This window comes from Bacteroides sp. CAG:633 (assembly GCF_000435115.1).
Classification (GTDB): Bacteria; Bacteroidota; Bacteroidia; order Bacteroidales; family Bacteroidaceae; genus Bacteroides; species Bacteroides ndongoniae.
Genome location: NZ_FR883109.1, coordinates 1 through 17,519, shown reverse-complemented (window position 1 = coordinate 17,519; position 17,519 = coordinate 1). Strand labels below are relative to the sequence as shown.

Below are 17,519 nucleotides of genomic sequence, written 5' to 3'. Positions count from 1 at the left end.
TCATTAAAGAAATGTTGCGTGGAGCAGGATTTACATTCTGGGAAGCATATTGGCACATGAAACAATCCGATTTTCAGTCTGATAAATTAAAATCTCTTATACAGGAGCTATTCTGCCAACACCCTCAATATATTGAGTGGCAGGGTGTTGAATATCCTACAAAATCAATTGTCATCTTTGAAGGAACACCTGATGAAGAAGCGGTTGTAGTTTCTGTTGAACGCCTGGGAAATCAATTATTAGATGATATGGGCAATTGGTCAACCCGTGAAGCCCAGGAGATTGATGAACAGATTTATTACTATTTAGATGAAAATACATTCAACCTTCCAGACCAAGATATATCAGAATTCTTAGAAAGTGAGGCATAATTATAGCAAATAATGGGAAATTTACAATTACTATATATTGATTTGTTTTGTGGTGCTGGTGGAACATCTACTGGAGTAGAACTGGCAAAACATGATGATAAGCAGTGTGCCAAAGTAATAGCTTGTGTTAACCACGACAAAAACGCTATTGCCAGTCATGCAGCAAATCATCCTGATGCACTCCATTTTACGGAAGACATTAGGACATTAGAGTTGGCTCCGTTAACAGCACATTTAGAGAAATATCGTACAATGTACCCCGACGCTTTGGTCGTTTTATGGGCCTCGTTAGAATGTACGAATTTTAGCAAGGCTAAGGGTGGTCAACCGCGCGATGCTGATAGTCGCACTTTAGCAGAGCATTTGTTTCGATACATTGAAGCTATTAATCCGGATTATATTCAAATAGAGAATGTAGAAGAATTTATGAGCTGGGGTGATCTTGACGAAAACGGAAAGCCAATTAGTAAAGATAAGGGCAATTCTTATTTAAGATGGATTGCTAATGTAAAAACTTATGGTTATCGCTTTGACCATCGTATCTTAAATGCAGCTGATTATGGAGCATATACATCCAGAAAACGTTTCTTTGGTATTTTTGCAAAAGGAGATTTGCCTATTGCATTCCCCCAACAAACACATTCTAAAAAACCTATAATGGGGCAAAAACATTGGAAACCGGTTAAAGATGTTTTGGATTTTAGTGATGAAGGAAAGAGTATTTTTAACCGCAAGAAACCATTGGTGGATGCTTCGTTAAATCGCATTTACGCTGGTCTGATTAAGTTTGTAGCTGGAGGAAAAGATGCTTTTCTGGTGAAATATAATTCTATGAATCAGGCTGGTAAATATGTAGCACCAGATATTGAAGCCCCATGTCCTACAGTCGCAACTCAAAATCGTTTAGGATTAGCGCATGTTAATTTTTTGTCTAAAGCATATAGTGGAGATCCAATGGGAAAAAACATAAGTGTTGAACAACCGGCTGGAACAATTACTACTAAAGATCATCATACTTTTATTTCTGTACATTATGGCAATGGATTTGTAAAAGACGTTGACTCTCCAGCTCCTACGTTGACAACAAAAGACAGATGTGCTTTGATTAGTTCTACATTTATTGTGAATCAATATTCTGGTGGTGGGCAAACTTCAAGTTGCCATGAACCATGCGGTGCCGTAACTACAACCCCTAAACAAAATTTGGTAAGTTGCAATAGATGGCTAATGAATCCGCAATACCAGTCTGCCGGCGGTTCTGTAGACGCACCGTGTTTTACATTGATAGCTAGAATGGATAAAATGCCGCCATATTTGATTGAAGCTGTTGATGATGGTGAATTACCGCCTTTTATTGTTCCGGTTAAAGAAGGCTTTATGTATTGTATTTATGAAAATGATTCAGAACCTATGAGGAAAATCAAAGAGTTTATGGCTTTATATGGAATTATGGACATTAAAATGAGGATGTTGAAAATTCCGGAATTAAAAAAAATCATGGGGTTTCCTGATGCTTATGTGCTGGTTGGCACTCAGGCAGAACAGAAAAAGTATATCGGTAATGCTGTTGAAGTTAATATGGCTAAAGTATTGTGTGAAGCTTTGTGTAATACATTATCTACTATTCAAAAGAAAGTTGCATAAAAATTAATTATTATGGCAAAACAAGTTACAAGATCAATGGCTGATGAAGCTGCTAAACAGTTGGCTAGCCAAGTGTTTGATAAGAAAATTGAATTGGCCGAACAAGCGGAGCGTCAATTTGGGGATGAGTTAATAAAGAAATATATTCCGGCTCCTATTTTAGCAGTGGGAGTGGAATATAGCTCATATTTTATCAATAAATCTAAGTATTTGGGATTCGCTACATCATTTGGTGGACAGATTCAATCTAACATAGTTAACCCTATCTCCAATAAATATATACAAATTGAAATAGAAGATTATAAACATGCTAAGGTTTTAATAGACAAACGTAAAAAATTGCAACAAGACAAAGGGGATTATATGTCGAAAGTATCAGATGCTTTGTTGCAATTAAAATCTTTCAAACGTATTAAAGAGAATTTTCCTGAAGCATTACCTTTTTTGAATTTTGCAGAAACTACTGCATTAATTCCTCAATTTACAGAACTTAGATCATTGTTAAACAATTAAATGATAAATCAATATGAATACAGAGTATCAAAAAATTAACACGCTGTTTATGCGTGATGAAAACAACATTATTATTCCTGATATGTTTACTTGTCCGGAATTTGAGTATTTAAAAGACTTGAAATGGGAAGCAACAGAAAAAATTGACGGAACCAACATCCGTGTTGAATTATATTTTGGAGCACAATATGATGATGAGCCAATTGAATGCCGGATGAAAATTAAAGGCCGTACTGAAGCTGCACAATTACCCACACATTTGACCATGAAACTGGATAGCTTATTTGGTCAAATAAATTGGTTGGAAATTTTCCCTACAGTAATCGCAGGAACAACGGTAGTTTTATACGGAGAAGGATATGGGGCTAAAATCCAGAAAGGGGGAAATTATATTAAAAATGATGTTGGTTTTATCTTGTTTGATGTCAAAGTGAACAATTGGTGGTTAAACCGTGAGGCTTGCCAGGACATTGCCAGTAAATTAAATATTCCAATTGTACCTTTCATTGGATATATGACCCTTCCAGAAGCGATTGAATATGTTAAAGCAGGGTTTAAATCTGTTATTGCCGAAAACAAAGATTATGATGCTGAAGGATTGGTTCTCAAAACTCCGCATGGATTACAATTCAGGAATGGTGAACGTATCATCACAAAAATCAAGACCGTAGATTTTCGTAAATATAAAAACAAATACGGCGATGGTCCGGTTGAACAAAAGCCAAATCCTCATTATAACAAATAATATAGCCCAAATGCGTTTAGCCGGTCATCGCAGCCGGCTGGGCACTAATATTTAATTGTAAGTAATATGAATAAAGAACGAAAAGCAAGATTTGATGATGTAGTAGCGCAACTTGAAGAAGCTAAAGATACACTTTCGGATATTCAATCCGAAGAACAGGATGCTTATGATGCTATGCCAGAAGGTTTCCAAATGGGATCCAGGGGTGATAAAATGCAGGAATATATAGACTTAATAGATGAAGCATTTCAAAAAATTGATGATGTAATATCTTTTGTTGAGAAACAGATTATAGAAAAGCAATAAAACATTTGTGTATATCTTTTGTTTTCAATATTTTTGTAGAAAAAAGAAGTATGGATAGAAAAGTATTATGTGAAATTGTTAAAGACATTAGACAAAAATCTGGAGTACCCATGAAGACTATTTGTGCCACAATGGATGTTATGCCTACATCTGTATATCGTTTGGAAAGTGGAACTAATAATTTTAATTTGAAATTATTAATGAACTATTTGAATGCTATAAATGCCAGAATAGTTTTGTCTTCAGCAAATAAATCAAGTGTTGTATTTTCTGATTATGAACAGTTTATTGACTGGCTCATTCAAACAAGAACCCAGGTTTCATATACTCAACGAATTTTAGCAGAAAAAACAGGTATTACCCATGTTACTATAGCTAATATTGAATCTAAGAAAAATGTTGTAACTATTGATTACTTTTTGAAAATTATAGAAGTATTGAACTATGAGTTAAATATAGAAAGTATATAATATGAATATTCAGCATAAGCATTTAAAGATTTTCGCTAAAACATTAGGCTTTATATGTTTGTCTTTTGTCATGTTTGTAATATTTGTGGCTATTTCTAACGTAGGTTTGGCCAAAGCATTGTTTTTTGCATTTCTGTTAATTGCATCGTGTTGTATAGCAATAACTATAGGAGCAAAAAACAATGCGTATGGGTGTGGAGTTATTTTAGCGATAATTATTTTAATTATGGCCTGTATAATGATTTGGAATACAGCCTTTAATCCTAAAATATAAATCCAATAAATATAATTAATTATTTTGTTGAGATTGATATTTGCGTATTAGCTCTGCCTCTTCTTGTTTTTTTTCTTCATCAGTTAAATCACTGTTGTAAATTAAAGTCTTGCACATTTGTAAGTCAGAAGCGGAATCTAATTTTCTTGCTCTCCAGGGATATTTTTTCTGAATAGCCCATTCTTCATTTTGAATTTGTATTTCATCTATTATTTGTTTGGTATTTTGGTATTGATACCAACATATACTTCCGATAATTATTATCGTAAATATTATGGAATAAAACCATATCCGTTTGCTAATTTTCATTGTTACAAAGATTTGTTGTACAAATATATAAATTTATATTTTTATTATCAATATATGAAAGAAAATAAAAGCGTATTTCAAATAACAATCAGTCCGGAAAATAAACAGCAAACAATAGAAGCTTTTTTTAAATATTTTAAATTAAGCGGTTTGCTGTTCGATCGAAGACGTGATGAAATATACAATGTCACAGATATTCCAGAAAATAATGAGTTTTATAAGCCAGCAATGGAAATTGCGAAACAACTTGATATTGATTGGAAAAACATGTCCCACGAAGATAGTAACCGTATCATGTTATCACTTTTAGAAGATGCGTTTAACTTAATATGCGAAATTGAAAATTCAAAATCCATTGTATTACAAACTAAAATTATTGTCAAAAAATGAGTGTTGCTCGGATATATGATTTGTATGCTCAGAAAATAGCAGATATAACCCATATTCCCTATCCATATATTGTAGCTCTAAGAGACCAGGGAATATTGGATCAAAAAGCTGCCAGAGATAAATTGATATTCCATGATTATTGGAAATTAGTCAAAACAAAACAATTTACTGAGAAACAAATTATTGAAAAGTTGTCTGGTGTGTATAACGTCAATCAACGTAAAATTCAGTATGTGATTAAACAAAAGCCTAAGCGCATGTGCTATTGTCGGAATTGTGGTACTCAATTATCGCAAACTATATTTATCCGGAACGATGGTCTATGCGATAGGTGTATTGCTCACCAAATAAATTTATAATTATATGATGAAAGGTTTTCATATTGAAGCGTATCAATTCTATAAGAAAGAATACGCAGGTATAATTTTGTTTCATGTAGGTAAAAACTACGAAACTTATTTAGATGATGCTTTATGTCTATGGGAAATACTATTACCTGGCACAGAACATCAAGACAGAAATTCTATGTATCGCTTTCCTGAAAACAAACTGATGGATGTACTTCAAAAACTTCAAGACACAGGACTATCAAGTGCATATCATAGAATATCGTAACGCTAATGGAGAATTTGCCATCCCAAAAGTGAAACAAATTTTAGATGATATGGAAGCTGATTATTAATATATTCGATACAATAATAATGATTTGTCCAAAACGTTGATAGATAGTTATTTATAATAGCTATATTAGTTAATTTTTGAATAATATAAATACTTGATTTACAATGATTTAAATATAAAAAAGATATTAAAATGAGTATCTATTTAAAAACAATATAGTATCTTTGCCTCGTAGTCTTAAAGATTAACGAGGCTTTTTATTTGATAACAAACAATATCATAAATATGGAAAAGATTAAAACAAAACTGAAATTCATTAAATCAGAACGCACAGGCTCTTGGGTTGGGTTTGTGTCTATCAACACTAAAAATGGTTGTATAAAAGGGGTAAGAGAAGACGCGAGTGAACCTAAAAAAGTATGCGTGGCTACCCATGAACTATCGCCGATAATTGAAGTTGGGGTGTTATATGATGTGGAAATGATTCCGATGAAAAATAAAAATGCAGGATTTATTGTTGTTTCCGCAGAGCCACATGCTTTTGAAGCCAAAATTTATACAAACGTGGTTAAAAATGCTGTTTACAATGTTGAAGTTAAATTTGGTAATAAGACTATCAAATACGACCCAATGGACGGTAGAAAAGACACTGTAAGAACTATAGAAGGTGTGATTTCAGTTTTGGAAAATCGAAAAGATATAAAAAATCTTTTACAGGTAGTAGAAGACTTCCGAAGAACAGCCAATATTTTACTTACAACTTTTAAAAACGACGGTTATTATGTCGCGCCGAATAAAAAGCATTAAGCCTAAATTACCTAGAAAACGTAAAAAGGCTTGTATTAAGGCACAAGGACGTAAATCGTATTATGATACAATTCGATTGGCATTGATTACAGGCGAAATTCCATGTAAATTCTGGGTAAACGCTTCTGTAATAACAAAACTCCAGCCTGCTAAAAATGGAGGTTTGTACCCGATGCCTGTTCCTACACGATTTTGGTAGATTTTAAATATGATACATATTCCAATTGACGGAATTGCCACCGATGCTGCACATTCTGTAAAAAACAAAATTACAGAATACCAAGGTATTGATCTGAAAACTGGCCAACGAATATTTTATCGGAATTTAGGTAATAAAACAGTAAATATTGGTGAGTTTTTAGGTGTAGTTGAAGCGGCAAAATACATTATCGAGAATGATTATCATCCACGTGTTATATATACGGACAGCCAAACCGCAATTGCTTGGTTCAATAATAAAAAAACAGCATCCAAGAAAAAATGCAAAGAATTACAAAAGGCAGAAATTTTCTTAAAAGCATTAGCATGGGATGTTGACACAATTGAAGTAAAGCATTGGGATAATAAAAAATGGGGAGAAACCCCAGCTGATTTTGGAAATAAATAATCAATTCTACAACATTCGGTATGACCACAGACTATTTCTATTAAATGCCTTACCGAATGTATATCGCGGAGTGGAGCAGTTGGTAGCTCGCTAGGCTCATAATCTAGAGGTCGCCTGTTCGAGTCGGGCCTCCGCAACTAAATAACGGTCTTTGACATATTGGGAACTTTTTTCTTCATAATAAAAACAACGCAGCCCCTCCAGCATTTTGATGATGATGCTGGAGGGAGAAGCGTAAGGTATTAAAATTATATTCAAAACACATTATATGGAAAGTTTTAAAGCCAGGCGAGAGAATATTATGAATATGTTTTCTCAGGCCAAACAAGATTTGGAGCAGTTGAACACCGAAATTGATGTTGCAATAGCTGGCCGTAAAGAAAAAAATTGCCACCTTGCAAGCTGAGATTTCTGATTTATCTTCTTTGAAAACAAACAATGAAAATTCAATAAAATCGTTTGCGAAGATTTTCAAGGTATAAGCTCTCCGTCCGGCTTCGGTAGCTCAGTTGGCTAGAGCCTTAGAGTCGGCAGTTCGAGTCTGCCCCGAAGCCCACAAGTCCGAAGGCCAAGGAATCGAAGACAGACAACCACTTACCAAAGTTAAGTTAACCGGTAATTGCTTAGAAGTGTCGTTGTTTCCAGAACGTATGCTGGCGGTGTGGTACCGAGCAGGGTAATCTATCGGTATAATTTTTGCTCTTGTGGGGTTCAAATCCTCAATCATCGCCAAAAAAGGGGATGGTCAGATGGTGAACAGGAGTATTTGGTCCTATAGCTCAGTTGGTAGAGCGGCACGCTGTTAACGTGATGGTCGGTGGTTCAAATCCATCTGGGGCCGCATGGGGATGATTGAGTTTGACGTATGGTTAGACGAATTCAATTCACGGATGGAGGCATCCTAATATGCACAACAATTAACTGGCAACAATAACAAAATTGTTCCTTTTACTTCTCGTGTAGCTTATAGAGCTGCTGCATAAGTAAATGGGTGTTCAACAGACCTTGAAACAGAATTGTTGAAAATAGGAGTTATCCTTAAATAGCTGGTGGATCGCTGGCATCTAGTCGGCCCTTTGTTTTAAGTGACTTTTTGCAAAAGACAACCCGAAGATGTAACGGATAAAACAAACCGTGTGAATAATTGACTTTTTCGATTGTACGGACGAGGGTTTGATTCCCTCCATCTCCACAACTTTTTGTTCAGACTGTTTTTATGTCATTTTCTATTATTCTTGACATGGCATTTGTTCTTTATGGTTCGTGAGAATAATAAAGAAATGGCTGAGTGGCGAAATAGGTAAACGCGTGGCACTTAAAATGCTATGTCCATTTTGGACTTGTGGATTCGATTTCCACCTCGGTCACTTGACAATTTTCTTTGGTAATTTTTTCATAATAAGACTTTTTACCTGACGGTTTGTAGAAAATAGTCAGGTTTTTGGAGGTGTCGCATAGTGGCAATTGCAACTGGCTGTAACCCAGTCCTCTTATGAGTTCGGTGGTTCGAGTCCGCCCACCTCCACTCCCATTATCCTCTCTTTCATTTTCAGTGGTTTGTGAAAATAGCTGGAATTGGGGCGTTAGCTTAGATGGGGAAAGCGTCTGCTTTGCAAGCAGAAGATCAACGGTTCGAGTCCGTTACGCTCCACTGATTTTCTTATCTTTAATTATAATAAATATGTGGAATATGATTAAAAAAGCAATTCGATGGTATTGCAAACAATCTATGTCAACAATGACATGGTTGCCTACAGGAACCGTACCTCCAGTGGTATAGTTCCTTTATTGCTAATTCCCTATTATGTAATTCATTAAACTTAAATATATTTTTATGAGCAATTCAACAAGTTCCTCTGCTGGAGGTGGCATCAGTTTTTGTGGCTTATTGGCCATTGTTTTTATTGTATTGAAACTATGTAGTGTAATTGATTGGTCATGGTGGTGGGTGTTGGCTCCGTTGTGGATTCCGATAGCCTTTTGCCTTGTAGCACTGGTGTTGATATTATTGGTGTGTGCTTTTAAGCGTTAGCATATACGGTTCCCAATATGAACATTGCGCTATGGTGTAATGGCTGCACAACAGATTTTGGTTCTGTTGGTCATGGTTCGAGTCCATGTAGCGCAACTTATTTAGAAATTATAGCAATCAATAATTTTTATGATAAAGAAGTTTGCAATTTTAATAACGTTTCTATTAGTAGGATTATTTATTGGGAACCGTGTATTTAATCATATTGACGCATGGTTTGGAATAGGAATTATTTTATTTTCAATCATTTATTTTATTCATAAACTAATCAAAATTTTTAAGCATGAAAAATTTTCTTAAATGGACAGTAGTCTGTATGGCTTTGATGTTATCATTAGCCTCTTGTGAACGTGTTGCACCTAATTATGCCGGCGTATTAATGGAAAACTATGGCAAAGAAGGTAAATCTGATTTTAAGATTGTGTCAGGAAAGGTCTCTACTTGGGAATGGGGAACTGAATTGTTTCAGGTTCCGCTGTTTGATCAGCGAGGCGGTTTTGATGAAGCGGTAACATTGAAAGCTGCCGACAACACCGAATTTACAGCCTGTCCAGTATATTCTTATAAGGTAATCAAAGACCGTGCGGTTGATGTAGTATTCGACAATAAGCATATTGGTGGAGGAAGCGATTTTATGGAATCGTTGGAAAACAACATTTTGGAACCTCGTATGTATGACCTTATTAAAGAAGAAAGCCGAAAATATAAAACAGACAGTTTAATGGCAGATGGAGGCTCTTTATCGTTTGAAAAGAATCTGGAGAAAATCGTAAAAGATGAGTTTCAAAAAAGAGGTTTAGAACTAAAAAGTTTTTCAGCTCAGTTGGAATTTTCAAATAAAGTACGAGAAAAAATAGATAGCCGTAATGAAGTTAATACTAATATTTCTGTCCTAGATCAACAAATTGAAGAGCAGAAAAAACGTAACGAATTGGAACAACTTCGCACGGAACAACTACTTATTCAATCGCGAGGGCTTACTAAAGAAATCCTTCAGAAACAATTCATTGAAAAATGGGATGGAAAAACACCGCTATATGGAGTTATCCCGGACTTTCTGAAAATGACAAAATAAATTAATCTTCATAGATACCGTGGCAGAATGGTAAATGCGCCTATTTGTTAACGGGTAGATTGCAGGTTCGAGTCCTGTCGGTATCACAATTTTATTAACAATAATGATTTATGAAAAAATACATTGGTATAAAACAAGTAGAAGCTGAACCCATGACTATGGGGCAGGCTTATGAAAGAGGATTTTTGCAAGTAGGCAGAGTGCCCAGCGATGTGGAACAATACAACAAGCCGGGCTACCATATTAAGTATATAGACGGTTGTGAAGACTGGATGCCATCAGAACCATTTGAAGAGGTGTATAAATGTGCTGATTCGTTTCTTGATAGATTGACGATTGAACGTGAAGAGTTATACGAAAAACTTTCAAAACTACGCCAGTTTATTGAATCTCCTAAATTTCTGGAGATAGTAAAAGACAAATATCAGAGACAGCTCCTTTCTAAACAGGAGAGTCGAATGAGCGAATATTTGAAAATTCTGGATGAACGAATTAAACTGTTGCAGTAATGTTATGAGCTGTAAACCTCAATCATTACAAACCGGTCTTTTACAAAAGCCATTAATTCCTATTGCACATTTGTACCATGCACCAACTCATACAACGTTGGCTGTATATCATAAGATTAATTATTTCCAACGTTGTATGTTGCGCTGGTGTTTTGGATTGAAATACATTAAGGGTTGATTTATTAAATAGTAAAGGGCTGTTTCAATAATTTGAAATGGCCCTTATTGATTATATACATTATATTATGGATTCAATTGTTGTCATTATTTTCGCAATCTCGACATCATGCCAATTACACACAAATCGGTACGATTCTTTGTTCAATGCAGCCGATACTCAGTTTAATACTGAAATATGGATGCCGGCACTCAAAAAAGCCTCTAAAGAAGCCGCACAATCAGCGTTACGTAAAACCTATAAAGAGCTATTAAAAGCTTATGAAATTAAGAAAGAGGAAGATATATGAAGCAATCACTAGAACAATTGTTATCCCAGTTACCCACATACATGAGGGATAAAAATGATGAAGTATATATCCTGACCATCCAGCCATCTGCTTTAGTAGATCAGCATAGCCGTGTTGAGACTGGTTGGATTGCCGGATATTTAAGATTTAACGATTCAATTTTTTGGTTACGCAAAAGTTATAAACCAACAGTATATCAAGCAGTATCACACTTGTTAAAATCATTCATTTGCGATAGACATTGTAGTGAATGTAAACACTACGAGTCTGTAAATTGCCAGATGTATTGCAAAGCCCTTCAGAAAGGAATAACTGCCAGAAAAAAGCCATGTAAATTTTATCAATCAAGAATATAAACAGAAAGAACAATGAAAGCTGTAATTATCTATTCCGGCAAAGGTGGGGTAGGCAAAACTACTACCACTGCTAATATCGCAAGAATGTTAGCAGAACAGGGAAACAAAGTGTTTATTATTGATGCTGATATAAACACACCTTCAATGAATGTTGAGTTTCAAGGCGAACATCCACATAAAAACATTTGGGTGCATTCTTCAGGAAACATGTTCGACAAATTTATTTATCTGGAGAAAGCTATGATACGTCAATATTTAGAAATGGCAAAAAAGAAATTACGGCAAATTCAACCAGATTTTGTTTTGATAGACACGCCACCTAGTGTTACTAATATACACATAGAACTTCTTAGTAGAATCAAGGTTAGTTATATATTATTTGTAACACAACCAACAAAATTGAGCGGACAAGATGTTGTTCGTACAATGAATTTTTTCTATGAACGATGTGGAAGGGTCAATTGTGGTATCGTGGAAAATATGTGCTATAATAAAGAAAAAAGGGAATATCCGGTAAAACTGATAGCCCAAATTCCTATGCAAGAACAAATGCACACTGAAAATCTGATTACCGTTGCAAAAAACGAGTTTCAAAAAATAATCAATGAAATTTTGACAAGTGAAGATTTGGTACTTGAAGAATATCATACTGATAATGGATATGACGAAAGTTTTGATGTTGTAGATATAAGTTTAAGTAGTACATATAGAAACCAAAACTATAGAATTGATATAAAATGTGATGATGGTATAGAAAAAACAATTATACTTCCTTCCTTAAAGTTCATTTCTGTACGTACTTGGGACAAAATGAGTAAATACATTCGATACCATGATGATTTAGGGCATCTTTGGGACAAAAGGATGGATCAATGTGATTCAAATCGAATAGGTAAAGTTGTCAATCATTTTAAAAATGATGAGAATGCGTATTTTATGGTAATTAACGCCCCAAATACCGGAGTGCGACTGATTGCTGGAGAAATTGGCTTATGTTCATTGTTAACCGGTCAAAGGGGGTTCTTTGAAATACCAAGAATTAGTTATCAGACTAGTCGTGGAAACATTGTTTTATTCCCAGATGAAGTTATTCCTATTGATATGGCGATGCTACAACAACAAATTAATGATGGATATGTCATGTTGAGTGATGGACGTTATTTGCCCCCAAAAGAAACGGTAGCATGTTGTTATAATACTTTTGGGGCTGGAATTGGATTATTAGACAATTGGGAACAAATATATGACAACTGGATTAATGGATAAATTATTATAAACTATGAACAAAATAAAAGCTATAATCTCCATCTTGTTTGCTGACAAGTGGGCTGTATTTACTTATGAGGAAGCACCTGAAGATCCGGTGTGGGCCACATTCCCAGTGTTTCGATGGCACATTTCAGAGAAGTGCGATTACTTTTTTAAATTAATCAAAGAGCGTTTGTGGAGTATTGAAAACTATGATAGTGCTTTAATTAATGAGCGTAAAATATATAAAGATGAAGAAATATGAAAATATATGAGATACATAATCCATTATTTTTAAGCGACATATTTGTCTTTGGTGAAATAGAAAGCATTGGTATGTGTTATATAAAAGTGAATCACCATAATAAAATTGAAGAGATTGGTATTGACATCCAAGAAAGGATGAACAAAACTATTGAGGATATTTTTAAATTCTCGAAAAAAGCTGCAAAAATTCGTAGACATATATTTAACAGTATAAGCATAGAATATTGGGCTAAAACGCAAAAGAACCGGTTACGCTTAGTTAACGCCGGCACATATATTGAACACAATTCTGGAACTATTATTATCTAAAATTATGAATAGAATTAAAGCATTTGACAATCCAACAATCGCTATAACAAAATTAACTGAAGGAAATTACGGAGCAATAAATGCCTGTTGCCTTTTAATTAAACAAGGAAGTTCTATATACCCCTACACAGATGGTTTTGAATACATAAAGAACTTAGACGATATTGGTATATATGGCACAGACATATATGTTTTATGGAGCGACATCTGTCAACGCGATTTGGCAAAATGATTAGTTTGCTAAGGATAGCCAAGAGAGATTCAAATAAAGCAAACCTTCTCAGAGATGCTTGTGGCCGACAAGATTATTCTGGACGCAAGCTTTTGCTAAACGATGAGATTTATGCTCGTGTTTTCAATTAAAATATGTACAAAACCTTGCCTTGTGCAATTGTATGATGATTTAATCAAATTATTATGGATAAATTTAATATACATCCTCTTGATTTTATAAAACCAAAGCCATTTCAAGAATCACAATGTCATTTAATATGCTCTGATTCTAAAATTTTGCTAAATATAGCTGAAAAAGAAATCACATCAACACAAATTGGAATTGTTACTGAAATTACCGATGATGGCCGGCTTTCTGTAGCATGGATAGGCCCAAACTCAGATTTGCTTAAAAACGCATGGTGGGAACAAGATGAGCTGGAAAAGATAGATTCTTTACCTCACTTATTGGCACGAGAAATGGCAAATTCATTTGGTAATGGTCGGAAAGAAGTCGATAAATATTTTAAAAACAAGTAGGCCCACTACATAAAATATCAAATTATGAATCAAGAAGAATTAAAGAAATCGTTAGGTGAACACTTATGTTCTTATTGTCCCTGGACAAATGGAGATATAGAGAAACCTCCATACGGCGGTATGTGTGAAGGTTCATATTGTGATGAAGCCTTAGATTATTATTTAGAAGCACAGGAGGAATAAGTATGAACGATTTAGAACCCGGAACAATGGTCATCATGGTGAAGAATGATGACGGTACTTTTTCTCCAGTTGGAATGAGTAAATCACAAGCCTATATCTTAAATACCTTTTTAAGTGGTTTGAGTAAAGATGAACCTTTGATAATTAAGGAGAACGAAAAATATGAAAAAAGAAGATGTTGACAAAGCAGCAAAAGAAGAAGTTGAAAATACAGTATTTTATAACATCTGTACTGAGAAAATAGACAATGAAGAATCCAATTATGAAGCTGGACGTAGAGATGCTTTGTATGATTTTGGTCAAGAGCTGTTTATTGCCGGCATCAAATGGTATTTAAACAATATATGGCATGATATAAATGAGTTTCCAGATTTCGGTAAAGGAGAAATATTACTAGCATCACATAAATATGGAATTTTCTCTTGTTTTACTATGAAACAATTTACCAACCTGACGGAACACATGGATGTGTATAAATGGATATATGTTACAGATTTATTATCTAATTTAAAGATTTAATTATGGCAAAAACAGAATACCAGGTAGGCGAAATCTTTCAGTGTGGGTTAGTGAAACTTAAATGCGTTAAAAGTGAAAATGAGTTTAATCCATGCGAAGGATGTGTGTTCAATAGTCATATAGGATGTGTTGGTATTATAGGGATGTTTGGCGGTTGCTCTATCTTTAATCGTGAAGATGAAACAAATGTCATTTTTGTAAAAGTGGAGGAAAACCATGAGTCCGTCTGAATGCCATAGTTGCAAGTGGTTCTACACAAGAAAACTGAAAGGAACCAAAGAATATTTCTGTACTTATTCAAAGAATCATCAGGCAGGAATGAAGTTTGGTAGAATTATAGGTATTCATAGAATCAAAAGTTGTAATAAAAAGGAGACACAATGAAACAAGTAAAAATAAAAATTGAGACAACAGTTGAAGCTACACTGGGGGACAAACCAGTTAACGATCTTTTGAAAGATATTGCTGATTTATGTCATAAAACATTGAAATACTCAACATCGAAAGAGAAAGGGTGTGAAATGTTATATGAGGACCAAGAGTATGAAGATTACAGAAATGATATGGAAGATCGAGTAACAACTCTTGAAGGTGCAATCTATCAGATATTGGATTTGTTGGAGAACTAAAGTTAGAAAATGGTATCGAAGACGTTTTAAGTTATTTGTAATTTCAAAAACATGATGTATGACTAAAGATGAATATGACAAATTGGTCGGCCAAAAACACGATCAAATAAGAGAATTGGAACATCAAATTGATCAATTGACAAAACAATATTGTGAGGAAAATTCATCATTAAAAATAGGAGACAAAATTCGGTTTGATAACAAACAAGGAATTATCACTTCGATAAGGTTATCTATTTTAGGTTATTCTTTTGAATATGTATGGAAACCATTAAAAAAGGATGGAAGTTTAGGTTGTGAGAAACTCATACGCTATTACCAAGTGCAAAATATTGAAAAAATATAATTATGACAAGTAATGATAAAATAAAAGCATTAACAGCAGCTTTAAATACTATGGGCTTCAGTCAAGCTGACAAACTTACTGTATATCAGATTGGTGAATTGGAACAAATAATGAAGAATGAATATGGTATTGAAATTCATATCAAAGACAACAATGAGCTTGAAAGATTACAGACTGCTACAAAAGAATATGTCCTTACATCACGTCCGGCATTAGAAGTTTGTGGTCCTTTTCCCGATGGTAAAGCAAAACGTAGGGAAAGACGAAAACTGGAGAGATTAAAAAAGAAGAGATTATGAAAGTAATAGAACTAATTGAATTATTAGAATCATGTGAATTAGAATCAGAGGTATATGTACATGTTCAAGACAACATTTTTAAAAATGTGACAGATGCTTTTGATGCAAAAGATGAAAATGATAATACAGTAGTTGTAATCAATTAAATTTAAGTATGAAAAGGAATCAATATAACGTAGGAGAATTTCTTTGTGGCATCCCAGATAGTGAAGAATGTGCCAAATATAACCCACAAGGACAAAGAGTTTTTATACATAATGGATATATAAATGGTGATGGATATGGCATGTTGGCAGGTTGGCATGATGGAAAAATCGTCAAAAGTACAGGATGGAAAAATTTTTGTTGGGGAGGATTAGTAAGACGAGCCACCCAAGAAGAAATTGAAGAATTTATGAAAGCATTAATGGAACAGAATACAATCACAAATTATTAAATATGGGCGATAGAATAACATTTAAATGCACATTATTGGCTTTTCTACCTTCAGCATTTCAATCAATATGCAATGCTTATATTCAAGCTGTAAAAGCAATGCACGATTACCAAATAGCATTGAAAGAAGCAAAATATAAAGAGTGGCCTAATATCTCTATTATAGTGCCAGGAAATATCACGATTAAAGGTGTCTCATTACCTAAACTCCAAAAACAAAGTAATAAAAGAATTTATGGTAATAAGGATATACAATGGTATTATCGAAAAAGTCCGTTTTATATCCCATTTTACTACCCGGTATTAAATTTAACTTCAATATCTGATAGATATATATCCCAACCTATACAAACGAAAATTAATCGGAATGTACGTCCTAAAGGCACGCATTCACATTTTAAATTTTATCATTAATAAGATGAAAAATAAACTGTGGGCACTATTGTTATGGTGGCATATAAATATTTGTTCGGGATATTCGCAAACAATTACCCATGTTACATTAACTTGTTACCATCCGGTTAAAGAACAATGTGGTGAATATCCATTAATCACATCAGATGGCAGCAAAATTGATTTGACCTTATTAAAAGAAGGAAAAATCAAATGGTGTGCAGTTTCTCGTGATTTATTATGGCTATTCCCTAAAAACAAGCCTAAACGTGTTTGGATTGAAGGCTATGGAGTTTATCAAGTAAAAGATGTAATTCATAAACGACATAAACATCGAATAGACATTCTTCTTCATCCAAAAGACAATAAATTAATATATAAAAAACATATAAAAATCAAGATTTTAAAATAAAAGACATTATCTTTGCGTAAATAAACAAGTGAATCTATCCTACATTTATTAACTTATGATTAGATGATGTGGGAGGAATTGAAATATTGTAGAATATTTATGGTAATGATACCATATTGATACCTCACAGATAATATATTGATTGTCAATATCAATTTGGACCCCTGAGGGTGTACAAAAAAAGTTTAGTTAAAAATAAGAAGAGGGTGTGTCGTAATACGCGATTCACC

33 protein-coding genes, 8 tRNA genes, 1 other RNA gene and 1 pseudogene are annotated in these 17,519 nt (G+C 34.0%); 42 read left to right on the top strand and 1 reads right to left on the bottom strand.

Annotated features, from left to right (window positions below; translation table 11 throughout):
- The 7 genes and pseudogenes from QVP67_RS11085 to QVP67_RS11055 all read left to right on the top strand — a co-directional run.
- Nucleotides 1-371, top strand: a pseudogene (locus QVP67_RS11085) (hypothetical protein); the annotation flags it as partial.
- 12 nt (nucleotides 372-383) lie between these two features.
- Nucleotides 384-2,015: a DNA cytosine methyltransferase gene (locus QVP67_RS11080; RefSeq protein ID WP_022163624.1), complete on the top strand. Its 1,632-nt coding sequence runs from the start codon at nucleotides 384-386 to the stop codon at nucleotides 2,013-2,015.
- Nucleotides 2,016-2,027: 12 nt separating this feature from the next.
- The gene (locus QVP67_RS11075) at nucleotides 2,028-2,528 is read left to right on the top strand and encodes a hypothetical protein (protein ID WP_022163623.1); all 501 of its coding nucleotides are present in this window, start codon (nucleotides 2,028-2,030) and stop codon (nucleotides 2,526-2,528) included.
- A gap of 13 nt (nucleotides 2,529-2,541) precedes the next feature.
- Nucleotides 2,542-3,273 carry an RNA ligase family protein gene (locus QVP67_RS11070; RefSeq protein WP_022163622.1) on the top strand — a complete coding sequence of 244 codons (732 nt, stop codon included), beginning with the start codon at nucleotides 2,542-2,544 and terminating at the stop codon, nucleotides 3,271-3,273.
- 66 nt (nucleotides 3,274-3,339) lie between these two features.
- Nucleotides 3,340-3,579, top strand: a complete 240-nt coding sequence (locus QVP67_RS11065) for a hypothetical protein (RefSeq protein ID WP_022163620.1) — start codon at nucleotides 3,340-3,342, stop codon at nucleotides 3,577-3,579.
- Between the two features lie 50 nt (nucleotides 3,580-3,629).
- Nucleotides 3,630-4,049: a helix-turn-helix domain-containing protein gene (locus QVP67_RS11060; protein ID WP_278677833.1), complete on the top strand. Its 420-nt coding sequence runs from the start codon at nucleotides 3,630-3,632 to the stop codon at nucleotides 4,047-4,049.
- Between the two features lies 1 nt (nucleotide 4,050).
- A complete protein-coding gene (locus tag QVP67_RS11055; RefSeq protein WP_022163618.1) occupies nucleotides 4,051-4,323 on the top strand; it encodes a hypothetical protein in 273 nt (90 codons plus the stop codon).
- A 15-nt stretch (nucleotides 4,324-4,338) separates the two neighbouring features.
- Here QVP67_RS11055 and QVP67_RS11050 read toward each other — a convergent pair whose 3' ends face one another.
- Nucleotides 4,339-4,632 (bottom strand): hypothetical protein, encoded by a 294-nt coding sequence (locus QVP67_RS11050; protein WP_022163617.1) that lies wholly within the window; start codon nucleotides 4,630-4,632, stop codon nucleotides 4,339-4,341.
- A 54-nt stretch (nucleotides 4,633-4,686) separates the two neighbouring features.
- On the opposite strand from QVP67_RS11050, the gene QVP67_RS11045 reads away from it, so the two are divergent.
- The 35 genes from QVP67_RS11045 to QVP67_RS10875 all read left to right on the top strand — a co-directional run bounded on the left by QVP67_RS11045 (nucleotide 4,687) and on the right by QVP67_RS10875 (nucleotide 17,289).
- The gene (locus tag QVP67_RS11045) at nucleotides 4,687-5,022 is read left to right on the top strand and encodes a hypothetical protein (RefSeq protein ID WP_022163616.1); all 336 of its coding nucleotides are present in this window, start codon (nucleotides 4,687-4,689) and stop codon (nucleotides 5,020-5,022) included.
- A gap of 363 nt (nucleotides 5,023-5,385) precedes the next feature.
- Nucleotides 5,386-5,637 carry a DNA mismatch repair protein MutS gene (locus QVP67_RS11040; protein WP_022163614.1) on the top strand — a complete coding sequence of 84 codons (252 nt, stop codon included), beginning with the start codon at nucleotides 5,386-5,388 and terminating at the stop codon, nucleotides 5,635-5,637.
- Between the two features lie 291 nt (nucleotides 5,638-5,928).
- Nucleotides 5,929-6,450 (top strand): hypothetical protein, encoded by a 522-nt coding sequence (locus QVP67_RS11035; protein ID WP_022163612.1) that lies wholly within the window; start codon nucleotides 5,929-5,931, stop codon nucleotides 6,448-6,450.
- 208 nt (nucleotides 6,451-6,658) lie between these two features.
- Nucleotides 6,659-7,057, top strand: coding sequence for a hypothetical protein (locus QVP67_RS11030; RefSeq protein WP_022163610.1), 399 nt, complete (start codon nucleotides 6,659-6,661; stop codon nucleotides 7,055-7,057).
- Between the two features lie 64 nt (nucleotides 7,058-7,121).
- Nucleotides 7,122-7,194, top strand: a tRNA-Met gene (locus QVP67_RS11025).
- A 131-nt stretch (nucleotides 7,195-7,325) separates the two neighbouring features.
- On the top strand, nucleotides 7,326-7,463 hold the full coding sequence (locus tag QVP67_RS11020) for a hypothetical protein (RefSeq protein WP_022163609.1): 138 nt from the start codon (nucleotides 7,326-7,328) through the stop codon (nucleotides 7,461-7,463).
- 88 nt (nucleotides 7,464-7,551) lie between these two features.
- A tRNA-OTHER gene (locus QVP67_RS11015) sits at nucleotides 7,552-7,611 on the top strand.
- A 214-nt stretch (nucleotides 7,612-7,825) separates the two neighbouring features.
- A tRNA-Asn gene (locus tag QVP67_RS11010) sits at nucleotides 7,826-7,898 on the top strand.
- A 3-nt stretch (nucleotides 7,899-7,901) separates the two neighbouring features.
- Nucleotides 7,902-8,252, top strand: a transfer-messenger RNA (tmRNA) gene (gene ssrA / locus QVP67_RS11005).
- 87 nt (nucleotides 8,253-8,339) lie between these two features.
- Nucleotides 8,340-8,424, top strand: a tRNA-Leu gene (locus tag QVP67_RS11000).
- A gap of 76 nt (nucleotides 8,425-8,500) precedes the next feature.
- A tRNA-Tyr gene (locus tag QVP67_RS10995) sits at nucleotides 8,501-8,582 on the top strand.
- Nucleotides 8,583-8,634: 52 nt separating this feature from the next.
- Nucleotides 8,635-8,708 (top strand) — tRNA-Ala (locus QVP67_RS10990).
- A 183-nt stretch (nucleotides 8,709-8,891) separates the two neighbouring features.
- Nucleotides 8,892-9,089 (top strand): hypothetical protein, encoded by a 198-nt coding sequence (locus tag QVP67_RS10985; protein WP_022163607.1) that lies wholly within the window; start codon nucleotides 8,892-8,894, stop codon nucleotides 9,087-9,089.
- 25 nt (nucleotides 9,090-9,114) lie between these two features.
- Nucleotides 9,115-9,185, top strand: a tRNA-Gln gene (locus QVP67_RS10980).
- A gap of 187 nt (nucleotides 9,186-9,372) precedes the next feature.
- The gene (locus QVP67_RS10975; RefSeq protein ID WP_288180133.1) at nucleotides 9,373-10,164 is read left to right on the top strand and encodes an SPFH domain-containing protein; all 792 of its coding nucleotides are present in this window, start codon (nucleotides 9,373-9,375) and stop codon (nucleotides 10,162-10,164) included.
- A gap of 13 nt (nucleotides 10,165-10,177) precedes the next feature.
- Nucleotides 10,178-10,250, top strand: a tRNA-OTHER gene (locus QVP67_RS10970).
- Between the two features lie 24 nt (nucleotides 10,251-10,274).
- Nucleotides 10,275-10,673: a crAss001_48 related protein gene (locus tag QVP67_RS10965; protein ID WP_022163605.1), complete on the top strand. Its 399-nt coding sequence runs from the start codon at nucleotides 10,275-10,277 to the stop codon at nucleotides 10,671-10,673.
- Nucleotides 10,674-10,918: 245 nt separating this feature from the next.
- Complete coding sequence (locus tag QVP67_RS10960; RefSeq protein WP_288180132.1) at nucleotides 10,919-11,140, top strand: hypothetical protein; 222 nt, start codon at nucleotides 10,919-10,921, stop codon at nucleotides 11,138-11,140.
- Nucleotides 11,137-11,496, top strand: a complete 360-nt coding sequence (locus tag QVP67_RS10955; protein WP_022163603.1) for a hypothetical protein — start codon at nucleotides 11,137-11,139, stop codon at nucleotides 11,494-11,496. The genes QVP67_RS10960 and QVP67_RS10955 overlap by 4 nt, the downstream gene beginning before the upstream one ends.
- Nucleotides 11,497-11,508: 12 nt before the next feature.
- Nucleotides 11,509-12,762 carry a P-loop NTPase gene (locus tag QVP67_RS10950; RefSeq protein WP_022163602.1) on the top strand — a complete coding sequence of 418 codons (1,254 nt, stop codon included), beginning with the start codon at nucleotides 11,509-11,511 and terminating at the stop codon, nucleotides 12,760-12,762.
- Between the two features lie 13 nt (nucleotides 12,763-12,775).
- Nucleotides 12,776-13,009 carry a hypothetical protein gene (locus tag QVP67_RS10945; protein ID WP_022163601.1) on the top strand — a complete coding sequence of 78 codons (234 nt, stop codon included), beginning with the start codon at nucleotides 12,776-12,778 and terminating at the stop codon, nucleotides 13,007-13,009.
- Nucleotides 13,006-13,320: a hypothetical protein gene (locus tag QVP67_RS10940; protein WP_022163600.1), complete on the top strand. Its 315-nt coding sequence runs from the start codon at nucleotides 13,006-13,008 to the stop codon at nucleotides 13,318-13,320. Before QVP67_RS10945 ends, QVP67_RS10940 begins: the two co-directional genes overlap by 4 nt.
- 4 nt (nucleotides 13,321-13,324) lie before the next feature.
- The gene (locus QVP67_RS10935; protein ID WP_022163599.1) at nucleotides 13,325-13,552 is read left to right on the top strand and encodes a hypothetical protein; all 228 of its coding nucleotides are present in this window, start codon (nucleotides 13,325-13,327) and stop codon (nucleotides 13,550-13,552) included.
- Between the two features lie 185 nt (nucleotides 13,553-13,737).
- Entirely contained in the window at nucleotides 13,738-14,073 is a 336-nt protein-coding gene (locus tag QVP67_RS10930) for a hypothetical protein (protein ID WP_288180131.1), read from the top strand.
- 24 nt (nucleotides 14,074-14,097) lie between these two features.
- Complete coding sequence (locus QVP67_RS10925; protein WP_022163598.1) at nucleotides 14,098-14,256, top strand: hypothetical protein; 159 nt, start codon at nucleotides 14,098-14,100, stop codon at nucleotides 14,254-14,256.
- A 2-nt stretch (nucleotides 14,257-14,258) separates the two neighbouring features.
- Nucleotides 14,259-14,438, top strand: coding sequence for a hypothetical protein (locus QVP67_RS10920; protein WP_288180130.1), 180 nt, complete (start codon nucleotides 14,259-14,261; stop codon nucleotides 14,436-14,438).
- Nucleotides 14,419-14,775 carry a hypothetical protein gene (locus QVP67_RS10915; protein ID WP_022163596.1) on the top strand — a complete coding sequence of 119 codons (357 nt, stop codon included), beginning with the start codon at nucleotides 14,419-14,421 and terminating at the stop codon, nucleotides 14,773-14,775. Before QVP67_RS10920 ends, QVP67_RS10915 begins: the two co-directional genes overlap by 20 nt.
- 2 nt (nucleotides 14,776-14,777) lie before the next feature.
- Nucleotides 14,778-15,005, top strand: coding sequence for a hypothetical protein (locus QVP67_RS10910; RefSeq protein WP_022163595.1), 228 nt, complete (start codon nucleotides 14,778-14,780; stop codon nucleotides 15,003-15,005).
- A gap of 150 nt (nucleotides 15,006-15,155) precedes the next feature.
- Nucleotides 15,156-15,404: a hypothetical protein gene (locus tag QVP67_RS10905; RefSeq protein WP_022163593.1), complete on the top strand. Its 249-nt coding sequence runs from the start codon at nucleotides 15,156-15,158 to the stop codon at nucleotides 15,402-15,404.
- A 58-nt stretch (nucleotides 15,405-15,462) separates the two neighbouring features.
- Nucleotides 15,463-15,750, top strand: coding sequence for a hypothetical protein (locus tag QVP67_RS10900; RefSeq protein ID WP_022163592.1), 288 nt, complete (start codon nucleotides 15,463-15,465; stop codon nucleotides 15,748-15,750).
- Between the two features lie 2 nt (nucleotides 15,751-15,752).
- On the top strand, nucleotides 15,753-16,049 hold the full coding sequence (locus QVP67_RS10895) for a hypothetical protein (protein WP_022163591.1): 297 nt from the start codon (nucleotides 15,753-15,755) through the stop codon (nucleotides 16,047-16,049).
- Complete coding sequence (locus QVP67_RS10890; protein ID WP_022163590.1) at nucleotides 16,046-16,195, top strand: hypothetical protein; 150 nt, start codon at nucleotides 16,046-16,048, stop codon at nucleotides 16,193-16,195. The genes QVP67_RS10895 and QVP67_RS10890 overlap by 4 nt, the downstream gene beginning before the upstream one ends.
- Nucleotides 16,196-16,203: 8 nt before the next feature.
- Nucleotides 16,204-16,485 carry a hypothetical protein gene (locus QVP67_RS10885; RefSeq protein WP_022163589.1) on the top strand — a complete coding sequence of 94 codons (282 nt, stop codon included), beginning with the start codon at nucleotides 16,204-16,206 and terminating at the stop codon, nucleotides 16,483-16,485.
- A 2-nt stretch (nucleotides 16,486-16,487) separates the two neighbouring features.
- On the top strand, nucleotides 16,488-16,898 hold the full coding sequence (locus tag QVP67_RS10880) for a hypothetical protein (RefSeq protein WP_288180129.1): 411 nt from the start codon (nucleotides 16,488-16,490) through the stop codon (nucleotides 16,896-16,898).
- A 4-nt stretch (nucleotides 16,899-16,902) separates the two neighbouring features.
- Nucleotides 16,903-17,289 (top strand): hypothetical protein, encoded by a 387-nt coding sequence (locus tag QVP67_RS10875; protein ID WP_288180128.1) that lies wholly within the window; start codon nucleotides 16,903-16,905, stop codon nucleotides 17,287-17,289.
- The last annotated feature ends 230 nt before the right edge of the window (nucleotides 17,290-17,519 follow it).